Here is a 12,402-nt window from a genome sequence, read left to right on the forward strand (position 1 = left end):
TGGACGGATCGGGCAGGTGGTCTTTGCAGCTCTGCTACTCGGCGTCGTGGTACTCGACGATGGCGGCGTCCTTCAGGATCTCCCGGCAGCGCGCCACGTCGGCGGCGATGGCGGCCTTCAGCTCGTCCAGGCTCGGGAAGCGCCGCTCGCCGCGCAACCGGTCCAGGAAGAACACCGAGACCTCCTTGCCGTAGAGGTCGCCGTCGAAATTGAAGAGAAACACCTCGAGGGTGACGCGCTCGTTTTGGAAGGTCGGGTTCGAGCCGATGTTGCAGGCCCCGTCGTAGAGTTCGGTGCCGATGCGCACCTTCACCGCGTAAACCCCGACCTCGGGGAGGAGATCGTCGTCGGTCTCGAGGTTCGCGGTGGGGAAGCCAAGCCCCCGCCCCCGGTGCTGGCCGTGCACCACGGTGCCCGAGATGAAGTAGTGCCGCCCGAGGACCTCGACCACCCCCTTCACGTCGCCACGCGTCACCAGTTCGCGCACCTTGGTGCTGCTGTAGACGGTGTCGCCGTTGGCAACCGCGGGGAGGAGTTCCACCGTGTAGCCGAAGCGCCCCCCCAGTTCGCGCAGCAAGGTGACGTCCCCTTCCCTCCCCTTCCCGAAGGCGTAGTCGTAGCCGATGACCAGGTGCTCGATCCCGAGCGTTCCGACCAGGACCCGTTCCACGAACTCCCCTGCCGAGAGGGCGGCAAAGGCCGCGTCGAAGGGGATCTCCAGCAGGTAATCGATCCCGGAGGCCTCGATGAGGGCGGCCTTCTCGCGGGGGCTCGTGATCAGCTTGACCCCCCGTTCGGGGGCCAGGACCTGCAAGGGGTGCGGGGCGAAGGTGACCACCACCGAGACGCCCCCCGCCTTTTTGGCCAGCTCGCGCACCCGCTTGAAGATCTCGCGGTGCCCCAGGTGCACACCGTCGAAGTTGCCGATGGTTGCCACCGGGTGCCGGAGCTTTCCCCTCACCTCGGCGATGCTTTGGTAAATAATCATCTGCTGCAAACCTTTAAGGACCAACGCGCGTTCCGTGGAGGAACGCGCAATCACTGAAAATCGTTGACCGGACAACCCGGTCCGCAGGAAAACCGCACGTGAGGGAGAAACCTCTTGAGAACGTTGCCCCCCTCCTTGACGGGAGGGGGTTGAAGCTGCCCGCTCCGTTGAGGTGGCCACTTCCCCCTCACCCTGTCCCGCAAGGGGAGAGGGGACCCAGTTCCGGCTTTCCCGTGTTAGCGGGACAACGAAAGGTTTTAGATACGTCTGCTACGCCTCGGCCGGCTCCACGTCGTCGTCGCTCACCGCCGGCACCTTTTTCTTGCCGAAGACCAGCGCCACCCAGATGCTGATCTCGTACATGAGATAGAGCGGGATCATGATGACGAACATGGTCACCAGGTCGGCATGGAAGGCGGCGATGATGGAGCTCGCGAGCAGGGCGTACTTGCGCCGGGCAGCCAGCATCCGGTAGTTCACCAGCCCGAAGCGGGAGAGCATGAAGGCCAAAACGGGGAGCTCGAAGATCAACCCGAAGATCAGGATCAGCCTCAAACAGAAGTTGATGTAGGCCGAGATGTTGAACCAGCTCTGCAACCCGAGCTCCTCGTAGGAGAGCGAGAAGTTGATGATCACCGGCCAGATCACCACCAGGAAGAACATGGCCCCCACGCAGAAGCTCGCCGTGGCGACCGTGACGAAGGGGACCACGTAGCGCCGCTCCTTGCGCGTGAGCCCCGGCGCCACGAAGAGCCAGAACTGGTGGAAGATCACCGGCAAAACGATGATCATCCCGGCCAGCATGGAGATCTTGCACTGCACGAAGAACGGCTCGAGCGGGGCCGAGTAGTTGAGCGGCCGGGTCTTCTCGACGACGCCGTGCTCCTCGCCCAGCTTGTAGCGCTGGTAGGCCGCCGGGTAGCGCTGCTTCACCTCGTCGTACACCTTCTTCTTGATGTCGTTTAGGTAGGTCTTGCCGGTAAGCGGTTTTTCCACGAAGCTCAGGATGTCGTTGGAAAAGTTCCAGGCCACCCCCATGCCGATGACGATGGCAAACACACAAACGATAAGCCGCTTACGGAGCTCGACCAGGTGCTCCATAAAGGGCAGGACTTTTTCCTCAGCCATATTGGGGAGTTCTCCTCATGAGTACCTAAAAGTTCAAACAAATTCTATACCACAGCGGCCAAAGCGAGTGCAACCTGTTTCAGCGACGCCTCGGCTTGGGGCGCTTCCCCTTGACCGGGATGCGCGGGTAGCTCTCGCCGCCGGCCGGCCGCTGCAGCGGGCGCGACTCAAGCGAGGCAACCAGGGCGAACTCCACCTGGCGGCGCGCCTCGTTGATGGCCGCCACCTTGACCTTCACCTTGTCGGCGATCCGGTAGCTCACCCGGCTACGCTCTCCTACCAGGGAGTGGCTCTTCTCCAGGTGGACGTAGTAGTCCGAGGGGAGCGTGGCGACCGGCACCATCCCCTCCACGAAGAGCTCCACGAGTTCCACGAAGATGCCGAAGGGGGCGACGCCGGTGATGAAGCCTTCGTACTCCTCGCCGATCTTGTCGCGCATGAACTGCATCTTCTTCAGGTCGACCATCTCGCGCTCGGCCTCCATCGCGATCCGCTCGCGCCGGCTGGTGTGCAGGGCGGTCTCCGGAAGCCGGGCCTCCAGCGCCCCGCGCTCCTTGCCGGAGAGCTTGCCCGCAAGCACCCGCCTCAAGATGCGGTGCACCACCAGGTCCGGGTAGCGCCTGATCGGCGAGGTGAAATGGGTGTAGGAAGAGGCGGCCAGGCCGAAGTGCCCCAGGTTCTCCGCCGAGTAGCGCGCCTGCTTCATGCAACGCAAGAGCACCTCGTTGATGAGCCGCTCCTCGGGTTTCCCTTCCACCTCCGCCAAAAGCTTCTGCAGCTCAAGCGGGCTCACCTTGTCCTCCTCCACCTTGAGCTGGTAGCCGAAGCTGAAGACGAACTCGGCGAGATCCTTCAATTTCACGGGATCCGGGTTCTCGTGCACGCGGTACAGGGCGGGGACCGGGATCCCCTCCAGGTGGCTCGCCACCGCCTCGTTGGCCGCCAGCATGAACTCCTCGATGATCCGGTGCGCGAAGTTGCGCTCGGCCTTGACGATGGCGGTGGTCTCCCCCTGCAGGTCGAGGACGATCTGCGGTTCGGGGAGGTCGAAGTCGATGCTGCCGCGCAGGCTCCGTTTCTTGTTGAGCCTCAAGGCGAGCTCTTCCATCACCTTCAGGTGCGGCACCAGCTCCCGATGCTGGGCGATGGCTTCCGCTTCGGCGTCGACGACGATCCGCTTCACGATGGTGTAGGTGAGGCGTGCGTGGCTCTTGATCACACTCGGGTAGAAACGGGACTCGACCATCTCGCCGGCGGCGTCGAAGAGCATCTCGGCGGTCATGGTGAGCCGGTCCACCTGCGGGTTCAGGGAGCAGATCCCGTTGGAGAGCTCCTCGGGGAGCATCGGGATGCAGCGGTCCGGAAAGTAGACGGAGGTTCCCCGCAGGTAGGCCTCCAGGTCGAGGGCGGAGCCCTCGGGGACGTAGTGGGAGACGTCGGCGATGGAGACCCAGAGCCTGATCTTTTCCCCCTCGCGGGCCACCGACACGGCGTCGTCGAAGTCCCGCGCCGTCTCGCCGTCGATGGTCACGGTGACCCGCTCGCGCAGGTCGACGCGCCCTGCGGCCGCCTCGGGGGGAACCTCCTGGGGTTCCTTGCACGCCTCGGCGAGCACCGCCGGGCTGAAGACGTGCGGCAGGTCGAACTTCTTGATCACCGTGAGCACCTCGACCTCGGGGTCGTTGGCGTCGCCGAGCACCTCGGTGATGCGCCCTTCCAGGCCGCGCACCTGGCTGGGGTACGAGGTGATCTGCGCCTGCACCACCTGGCCGTCGCGCGCGCCGCCCAGGGCGTTAGGGGGGACGAAGAGGTCGTGCCCCAGCCGGTCATCGTCGGGGATGACGCGCCCTCCCCTGCCGACCGACTCGAAGCGCCCGACGATGGAGGTGACGCCGCGCTGGACCAGGGACGTCACCCGCCCCTCGCGCTTGCCGTCGCGGCGCACCGAGACCACCTGGGCCTCGACGAGGTCGCCGTTCATATAATCGCGCAGGTAGCGGGCCGGCACGTAGAGGTCGCCGCTGCCGTCCTCGGCCATCACGAAGCCGTAGCCGTCGCGGTGCATGGAGAGCTTGCCGCGCAGCGCACCGGCCGCCCCGGGGAGGGCGTAGATGCGACCCGGCAGCTTTACGATCTCACCCGCCTCGAGCAGGGTATCCAGCATCTCGTCCAGCCTGTTGCGCTCCTGGCCGCGCGCCACCCCGAGCATCTTGAGGAGTTGCCGATACGGCACCGGCTCGCCGTTTCTCAGAAGTTTAAGTACTGCCTCTTTTCCCTTGCGCATGACATACCCTTTCGGACCGGACGGTTGGTGGGAGACGAGGACGCAGCCGGCCAATGAAAATGTCCTCTGATTCCGGATAATGCAGAACCCCCTGACCGATGTCAACGATTTAACCCGGCTGTGGCGGGAGCCCCCCTGAAGAGGCCTTCCTTCCCGCAGTTTTTCAGGGCAAAAAAGCTTTGCTATTTGCGGGCCGCTCCGCTAATAATGTCGATTTAGCTTCCGCATTTACGCACATGGAGTCCACGATGTATCGCCGCACCCTGGCAGGAGCCGCCTGCCTGATAAGTCTCAGCTTCGCAGCCTATGCCGCCGGCCTCACCAGCCCCGGTGATCCCGCCCTCAGCCAGGCAGCCGCCAGGATGAAGGTGAAGGATTTCGCCGGAGCCCGCGATGCCGCTTTGAAAAGTTCCGCGACCGGTGCGCGCGCCTTCCTGCTCGGGATGGCGAGCGCCAAACAGGAGAAGTGGGAGGATGCCGCCGGCTACCTCTCCCAGGCCGCCGAGAGCTATCCCCTTTTGGCCGACTACGCCCTCTACCACCAGGGGAACGCGCTCGCCAAGCTGGGGCGGATCGACCAGGCTCTGCAGCCGCTCTACCGGCTGCTCAAGAACTACCCGGACAGCCGGCTGAACCGCCAGGCCACCCTGCTCTATGCCGACACCCTGGTCGCCGGCAACTACCACAAGCAGGCCCTGGACAGCTACACCGTGTTCATCGAGCGCTACGCCTCCGGTTCCGATGCCCTCAGCGCCCAACTGGGCGCCGCCTTGTGCCGCGACCGGCTGGGTGACCCGGCGGGCGCCGCCGTCATCCTGAGAAACCTCTGGCTGAACCACCCCTCCTCGCCGACTGCCGAGCGAGCCGGTGCCGAGCTGCAACGGATCAGCCAGGCGGGGGCCGCCGTGCCCCCCTACAGCCACGCGGAGCTCTTCAAGCGCGCCGGGATACTCTACGACCTGGGGCGCTACGCCCAGGCCGGACGTGCCTACCAGGAGATACCGCTTAACGGGGAGAGTGCCGACTTTGTAACCAAGGTGCGCCTCAGGGCGGGACAGGCCCTCGTCAAAGCGAAGAAGGGGCAGGAGGCCGAGCAACTGCTCAAGGAGCTCGCCCAGCGCGCGGGGAGCCCGTCGGAAGCAAGCTTCTGGCTCGCCAAGGCGCAGGACCGTAACGGCAAGACCGACCAGGCACTCGAACTCTTCTTAAGGCTCTCCCAGGCACCCGGGTCGTTTGCGGACGACGCCCTCCTGGAGGCCGCCTACCTGAAGCGCCAGCAGAAGCGCTGGGGCGAGTCCGTCCAGCTGTTTCAGAAGTTCCTCTCGACCCACCAGGACCCGCAGAAGTTCGGCGGCAGTTACTGGGATGCCGCCTGGACCAGCTACCTGGGGCGCGACTTTCCGGCAGCTGCCGGCTACCTGAAAAAGGCGGCCGCCAACCCGGAGTACCGCGAGAGGTCGCTCTACTGGCTCGGCAAGACCCTTAACAGCCTGCAGGACGCCAAGGGGGCCCAGCAGGCCTTCGACACCCTGGCCGCCGAGTACCCCTTCGGCTACTACGCCCTGATCTGCAACCGCTGGTGCGATCTCGGCTCCTTCCCGGCTCCGCCCAAGAACGTGGTGGAGGAGCTCCCGATGCCGGGGGGCTTCGAACGGGAGAAGGCGCTCATCGCCCTGGGGCTCTACGACGAGGCGTCCCGGGAGCTTTGGGCCAGCAAGAAGAAGAATCCTCTGGGGATCGCCCGGCTCTTTCTGGAAATGGAGAACTACAACGGCGCCTTCCACCAGGTGGCCAAGGACAACGGCAAGGTGCCGCCCGAGCGCGGCAACCTGACCGCCTGGGCGCTCACCTACCCGCTCGCCTACCGCGAGGACGTCGTCAAAAACGCGGCCCTGACCGGGCTTCCCGAGAGCCTCATCTGGGCCATCATGCGTGCCGAGAGCAACTACCACCCCGGCGCGCTCTCGCCGGTGGGCGCGGTAGGGCTCATGCAGGTCATGCCGGGAACCGCCGAGGCGATGTCCAAGGGGGATTCGGTGCGGCTTACCCGTCCCGAGTTGAACATCAAACTGGGGGCGCGTTACCTCAAAGACCAGATGAACAGCTACGACCGCAGCATCGTCCTCACCGCCGCGGCCTACAACGCGGGGCCGGGGAACGTGAAGCGCTGGCAGAAGGCCTTCGGCGGGCTCCCCCAGGACGAGTTCATCGAGAGCATCCCCTTCAAGGAGACGCGTGAGTACGTGAAGAAGGTGTTGAGCAACATGGAGCTCTACCAGAGGCTGTACCGGCTTCCGGTTGAGAAGAAGAACTAGCGGGAGAGTGACACAACGTAAAAAAGGGGACAGGCACCGATTGGAGCCCGTCCCCTTTTTTTTTACGTCTAAACAGAGAAGCAGTAAAAAAGATGAAGCGCCAGACGCGCCCCACGTTGTCAATCGTCAATTGCCTCTCTACCCCTGCATCTCCAGAAGCGAATGATCCCCGATGTTCATCTTACGGGTCGAGCCGATGAGGTGTACCGAATCACCCAGGATCGAGTCGTGCAGCACGATGTTGCTTACATGGGAGTTGCCGTTCACGATGGAGTTCTTCAGGATGCTCGACTCGACCAAGCTGCCGGCCGCGATGGAGACGTTGGGCCCCAGGATGCAGCCGCGCACCACCGCCCCCTTCTCCACGTGCACCGGCGGGATCAGCACGGAATCCACCACCTCGCCGTCGATGTGGTGCTCGCGCGCCAAGAGGTAGCTGTTGGTGCTCAAAAGCGTCTCCGGCGTACCGCAATCGAGCCAGGCATCGATCTCCGGCGCCCGGAAACGGCGCCCGTCCCGGATCATGCGCATGAACACCGCCGGCAGGTAGTACTCCCCCTTCACCGTCTCGCCCAGGCGGATGGTTTCCTCCAGGTAACGCATGAAATCCCGGCCGTCCTTCAAATAGTAGAGCCCCACCTGCGCCAGCTTGGAGATCAGGGTCTCCGGCTTCTCCACCATGTCGACGATCACCCCGTCGCGCACCACGTTGACTCCGAAGCGCTGGTAGTCCTCGACCTCTTTCGAGTAGATGAGCCCGTCGCAGTCGGCGCTCAAGGCAGGAATGCGGGTCAGGTCGGCATCGAAGATGGTGTCGTTGAACACGATGAGCAGGTCCTCGCCGGGCCCCACGTGGGGTGCCGCCAGGGAGACCGCGTGGGCGGGGCCGCGGCGCTCCTTCTGCACCAGGTAGCGGCAGGCGAGCTCCGGGAAGGTGCTGCTCATGAACTCCCTCACCTGGCCGCCGTTTTCGTCGGTGATGAAGAGGAACTCGCTGGCGCCCAGCGGCACCAGTCGGCTGATGATGTGCTCCAGAACGGTCTTTCCGGCAACGTGGACCAGCGACTTCGCCTTGGTATGGGTATGAGGTCTGAGACGGGTGCCTTTCCCGGCGACGGGAAGCAGTATCTTCATTGACGTTCTCCTTGAGAGCCTGGGCATAACATCGGCAATAGAGCTGTATGCGAGACAGTGCGGTTTCAGAGCAAGCGCTATTGTTCCGGCACCGCATAATTCCCGAATCGTAGCACAGTTGCCCAGGCTATGCCAGTAACGAATTGGGGAATGCCGGTTCGGTGAAACCAGATAGAGAAGAATGCGTTTTTGCCTCCTGCTTCGGGAGCGCCTAGCGAACCATAAAACTCCACTGTTCCGACCACACTCGCCATTCACACATTGTTTAGTCAAGTTTCCTAAAATATTTCTTGACCGGTTTGATATTTTTTTCTTGAAATTCCCGACTGAAGAGATTAAAAATAGGCCCACATCATCTTTCTTTCAGTCACCGGGAGGATTCCTTGAAACATCAGGCATTAAGGGCGTTGTTGATCATCTCACTCGTTTTATCGTTAGCCGTTTGGGCCTCGGCGGCCCCGGCGAAGCCCGGCTATAAAGGGTACGCCCGGGCCGGTGCCCTGATCACTCCGAAGGAACTGAAGGCGCTCATCGACTCTCACGATACCAAATTGGTGATCATCGCTGCAGAGAACGAACTGGAGTACCGCCTGGGTCACGTTCCGGGCTCCTTCAAGGTGGACCGTCCCGATTACGAAGCACCGCCGGAAACCCAAAACGGCATCACCGGCAACCTGATCGATCCGGCGGGATTCAGCAAGCTCGCCCAGCGGCTGGGGATCGACAGGGATTCCAAGGTGGTGGTCTACGACACCAAGTACGACGCCACCCGGCTGTGGTGGGCCTTTTTCTACTACGGCAAGACCGACGTGCGGGTGCTGGACGGCGGTGTGAAGGGGTGGAAAGAGAGCGGCTACGACACCGACCTGCTGGCGGCTGAGCCGAAGCGGACCGGCAGCTTCGTCGCCAAGGTGGCCCACCCTACCCTGCGTGTCGACACCCCCGAGATCGTCGTCCTGAGCGACCACGCCAGGGGACAACTTTGGGATGAGCGGGACAAGAAGGAGTTCTGCGGCGAAGAGCTTAAAAAGGGAGCCTACCGCAAAGGCCACATCCCCTGGGGCAAGCACGCCGACTGGGAGCTCTTCAAGAAGAAGGAGAACAAGGCAGAGTGGATCTCGGCATCCGAGGCCCAGGCGCTGCTCAAAAAACTCGGCGCTGACCCGAAGAAGCACCAGTACTTCTTCTGCCAGTCCGGCGTCCGTTCAACCCAGGCGCTCTTCACCTACTACCTCCTGGGCTGGTCCCTCGACAAGTTGCACAACTACGACAGTTCCTGGATCGGCTGGTCCAAAGACCACGCCCTTCCCATCGTGAACAGCTGCAGCGAGGCGACGCTGGCCGGCAACCAGTAGCGAGCACGAGCAAACATTTGCCTCCCGAACCGGAAAGGCCCACCGATATAGGTGGGCCTTTTGTCGTTTTCTGTATGGTGACGACTCCCGCTGCAAGCGTCTTCCTCTTGTCCAAGGTGCAGGACCGTCATAGGGGAGATTTGCACAGAGCATCACACTACAAGCGAGGCGATGAGAGCTGATTGTAGGACTGTTTCCGAGCCATGTTAACAAAGATTGACAGTATACTGATAGTATGCATAATGACCTAATTAGTTTCGATACGGCAGTAGATTAAGGATTCCAGCCAGCTGTTAGGCTTACAACTTAGGCCCGTCTTACCAGCAGAGTTCCCATGAAAGCAAATGTGCCTGACAATCAACAGCTCGAAATCGGCAAAAGCGTTGGGTTTCTGCTTGCCAAGGCATACCAGCGTGCCAGCCTCCTATTCAAGGAGACCTTCGAAGGCTACGACCTAACGCCGCAGCAGTTCGGGGTTCTTGGGTTTCTCTGGCAAGAGGACGGCATGAGCCAGTCGGAGCTCTCCGCTCGAAGCCAGATCGACCGGACCACGATGGGCGGGCTGATCGACCGGCTGGAAAAGGAAGGGCTGGTGGCACGCCGCAGTCACCCCGACGACCGCCGCGCCTACCGGATCTGCCTTACCCCCCGCGGGAAGGCTCTGCAGTCAGAGCTCACCCCGCTTGCCCACTCCGCCCTTGCCAAGCTGACCGCCAAACTCGACCCGCAGGAAATCGAGACCCTGAAGTCCCTTTTGGAGAAGCTGCGCAGCTGATCCCGGAGAATCCCATGCGTACCACACTGCTATCCCTCGCAGCGCTGCTGCTTCTTGCCGGAACTGCCTGCGCTGAACCGCTCACCCTCAAGGAGTGCCTGAATCGGGCAGCCACCCACAACCAGTCCCTGCGTGCCACCTCGTACGACACGGCGATCGCGCAGCAGCAGGTGGAAATCGCACGCAGCGCCTGGCGCCCGCGCATCGACCTGCAGGCGGGTTACCAGGCACAGCAGGCGGCCCAGGCGGTCCAGTTCGGCCCCATTGTCCAGGAGACGCAGGAGGCGGACTTCGCCTTTTTGAACCTGGCGCTTAACAGCACCCTCTACGATTTCGGCAGGACCGAGGCCCGGGTCGCGGCCGCGAGGATGCAGCGCGAAGCTGCGCGGTACAGCTACTCCGGCGCCGAGCAGGACCTTTTTCTCCAGGTGGTGCGCGCCTACTACGGCATCCTCGAGGCGCGCAAGGTGGTGCAGGCCGCAGAGGACGAGGTGGTGCAGATGGCCTCGCACCAGAAAACGGCCCAGGCACTTTTCGAGCAGGGGGTGGTGACCAGAAACGACCTGCTCCAGGCCGAGGTTCGGGTCGCCGCTAGCCGCCAGAAACTCTTGAGCGCGCAAAACGCCGTGGAAAACAGCTGGCTGCTGCTGAACTACCTGACCGGGCTTCCCCCCCAAAAGCGTGGCGAGTTGCAGGAAGAGCCGCTGACCACGCTGGCCCCTGCCGCCGACGCAACGGTGGACCTCTCCAGGCGCGGCGAAGTCCTCGCCCTGAGAAGCGCAGTAGGCGCGGCGGATTACGCGGTCCAGGAGGCCAAGACGAGCTACTACCCAGAGATCTTCGGCAGGCTGGGGCTCGATTACGTGCAAAACGACAAGGTGCGCGAGCAGTCCATCATGTACGCCGTGGTGGGCTTCAAGGTGATCCTGTTCGACGGATTGGCCACTACCTCGCGGCTTAGACAGGCGGTCGAGGCGAGGTCCCGGGACCAGGAGCGCCTGAGGGACCTGGAAGCGCGCGTGGCACTCGAGTTGGCCCAGGCGCAAAACGACGTCAAGGTGGCAGCGGCCCGGATCGGGGTTGCCGAAAAGGCTATCCAGCAGGGGATGGAAAACCTGCGTATCACCAAGGACCGCTACCAGGAGAAGGTCGGCACGGCGACCGAGGTGGTCGATGCCCAGACCCTGCTCACCCAGACCCGCACCGATTACTACCAGAGCGTTTTCGATCTCCAGGTAGCGGCGGCCCGGGTACGCCGCGCGGCGGGAAACTTGTAGAGGCAACGTGTAAAGGCAATTGATAACTGAAGTACATCGGGGGGGTTAATGGCTGAAGGAAGTGAACTGTCTGCGGAAAGCGAACAGGCTCCTGCTGACAGAAAAGGTCTCAACAAAAAACAGCGCGGAGGAATCATCCTCCTTGTCATAATCATCTGCGCCGGGACCTTCGGGGTCACCCAGTGGGCGCACAGCAAGACCCACATCGAAACGGATAACGCCTTCATCGAATCGCACGTACACTCGATTTCCAGCCGGGTTCCTGCGCTGGTGAAGCAGGTGACCGTGGTGGACAACCAGTTCGTCCACAAAGGCGACCTGTTGGTGGAACTCGACGCCGCCGACTACCAGGCCAAGCTGCGCACTGCCGCAGCCTCCCTCGAGATGGCCAAAAACGAGACCTCCGGCGATTACGCCCAGGTGGAAAGCGCCCGCGCCAACGTGGGGCTCGCGGCTGCCAAGCTGGAACAGGCCAAGCTGGACCTGTCCCGCGGCGCGGCGCTCTTCGCCAAGGAAGTGATCCCCAAGGAGCAGTTGGACCGCTTGCAGACTGCCAAGAAGGTGGCTGAACTGCAGCTCAAAGAAGCCGAAGAAAGCGAGCGCCGCGCCCAGGCCCTGATCGGCATGTCCGGCAGCGGCTCCAAGGATGCCCGCGTCGCCCAGAAAAAAGGCGAGCTTGACACCGCATCCTTGAACCTTTCCTACACCCGTATCGTCGCCCCCAGCGACGGGTACGTCACCCGCAAATCGGTGGAACCCGGCAACTACGTACAGCCCGGCCAAGCCCTGATGGCCCTGGTCACCCTCGAGGATTCCTGGGTCACCGCCAACTACAAAGAGAGCCAACTGACCGACGTGCGCCCCGGGCAGAAAGTCGAATTCACCGTGGACAGCTATCCCGGCCGGACCTTCACCGGTTACGTCGAGAGCATCATGGCCGGCACCGGCGCTGCTTTCTCGCTGCTTCCTCCCGAGAACGCCACCGGCAACTACGTAAAAGTGATCCAAAGGATCCCGGTACGCATTGCCATCGACAAGAACAGCGATCCCTCTCACCTCTTGCGCGTCGGCATGAGCGTCGTCCCCACCATCCTCACCGGCAAGAAGTTCGGGGATGTCATCAAGGGACACTGACGTCGGTTTATT

General features: G+C 62.7%; 9 protein-coding genes. 5 read left to right on the top strand and 4 right to left on the bottom strand.

Annotated features, from left to right (window positions below; genetic code table 11):
• Positions 1-34 precede the first annotated feature (34 nt).
• From GMST_RS01445 to rnr, 3 genes are all read right to left on the bottom strand, one after another.
• Positions 35-988, bottom strand: coding sequence for a bifunctional riboflavin kinase/FAD synthetase (locus GMST_RS01445; protein ID WP_183352818.1), 954 nt, complete (start codon positions 986-988; stop codon positions 35-37).
• 270 nt (positions 989-1,258) lie between these two features.
• Positions 1,259-2,116: a twin-arginine translocase subunit TatC gene (gene tatC, locus GMST_RS01450; protein ID WP_183352819.1), complete on the bottom strand. Its 858-nt coding sequence runs from the start codon at positions 2,114-2,116 to the stop codon at positions 1,259-1,261.
• A 79-nt stretch (positions 2,117-2,195) separates the two neighbouring features.
• Positions 2,196-4,400: a ribonuclease R gene (gene rnr / locus GMST_RS01455; RefSeq protein WP_183352820.1), complete on the bottom strand. Its 2,205-nt coding sequence runs from the start codon at positions 4,398-4,400 to the stop codon at positions 2,196-2,198.
• A gap of 248 nt (positions 4,401-4,648) precedes the next feature.
• Here rnr and GMST_RS01460 point away from each other — a divergent pair, with 248 nt between their 5' ends.
• On the top strand, positions 4,649-6,715 hold the full coding sequence (locus GMST_RS01460) for a lytic transglycosylase domain-containing protein (RefSeq protein ID WP_183352821.1): 2,067 nt from the start codon (positions 4,649-4,651) through the stop codon (positions 6,713-6,715).
• Between the two features lie 138 nt (positions 6,716-6,853).
• On the opposite strand, the gene GMST_RS01465 is transcribed toward GMST_RS01460, so the two are convergent.
• A complete protein-coding gene (locus GMST_RS01465) occupies positions 6,854-7,849 on the bottom strand; it encodes a sugar nucleotidyltransferase (protein ID WP_183352822.1) in 996 nt (331 codons plus the stop codon).
• Positions 7,850-8,232: 383 nt separating this feature from the next.
• Here GMST_RS01465 and GMST_RS01470 point away from each other — a divergent pair, with 383 nt between their 5' ends.
• From GMST_RS01470 to GMST_RS01485, 4 genes are all read left to right on the top strand, one after another.
• The gene (locus tag GMST_RS01470; RefSeq protein WP_246399156.1) at positions 8,233-9,204 is read left to right on the top strand and encodes a sulfurtransferase; all 972 of its coding nucleotides are present in this window, start codon (positions 8,233-8,235) and stop codon (positions 9,202-9,204) included.
• A 334-nt stretch (positions 9,205-9,538) separates the two neighbouring features.
• Entirely contained in the window at positions 9,539-9,979 is a 441-nt protein-coding gene (locus GMST_RS01475) for a MarR family winged helix-turn-helix transcriptional regulator (RefSeq protein WP_183352823.1), read from the top strand.
• A 14-nt stretch (positions 9,980-9,993) separates the two neighbouring features.
• Positions 9,994-11,256 (top strand): TolC family protein, encoded by a 1,263-nt coding sequence (locus GMST_RS01480; RefSeq protein WP_183352824.1) that lies wholly within the window; start codon positions 9,994-9,996, stop codon positions 11,254-11,256.
• Positions 11,257-11,304: 48 nt separating this feature from the next.
• On the top strand, positions 11,305-12,390 hold the full coding sequence (locus GMST_RS01485; RefSeq protein ID WP_183352825.1) for an HlyD family secretion protein: 1,086 nt from the start codon (positions 11,305-11,307) through the stop codon (positions 12,388-12,390).
• Positions 12,391-12,402: the final 12 nt, after the last annotated feature.

The organism is Geomonas silvestris, from assembly GCF_014193515.1.
Taxonomy (GTDB): domain Bacteria; phylum Desulfobacterota; class Desulfuromonadia; order Geobacterales; family Geobacteraceae; genus Geomonas; species Geomonas silvestris.

Coding starts and splice junctions, on each gene's coding strand:
- GMST_RS01445 (WP_183352818.1), bottom strand. CDS start 988: ATGATTATTTACCAAAGCATCGCCGAGGTGAGGGGAAAGCTCCGGCAC.
- tatC (WP_183352819.1), bottom strand. CDS start 2,116: ATGGCTGAGGAAAAAGTCCTGCCCTTTATGGAGCACCTGGTCGAGCTC.
- rnr (WP_183352820.1), bottom strand. CDS start 4,400: ATGCGCAAGGGAAAAGAGGCAGTACTTAAACTTCTGAGAAACGGCGAG.
- GMST_RS01460 (WP_183352821.1), top strand. CDS start 4,649: ATGTATCGCCGCACCCTGGCAGGAGCCGCCTGCCTGATAAGTCTCAGC.
- GMST_RS01465 (WP_183352822.1), bottom strand. CDS start 7,849: ATGAAGATACTGCTTCCCGTCGCCGGGAAAGGCACCCGTCTCAGACCT.
- GMST_RS01475 (WP_183352823.1), top strand. CDS start 9,539: ATGAAAGCAAATGTGCCTGACAATCAACAGCTCGAAATCGGCAAAAGC.
- GMST_RS01480 (WP_183352824.1), top strand. CDS start 9,994: ATGCGTACCACACTGCTATCCCTCGCAGCGCTGCTGCTTCTTGCCGGA.
- GMST_RS01485 (WP_183352825.1), top strand. CDS start 11,305: ATGGCTGAAGGAAGTGAACTGTCTGCGGAAAGCGAACAGGCTCCTGCT.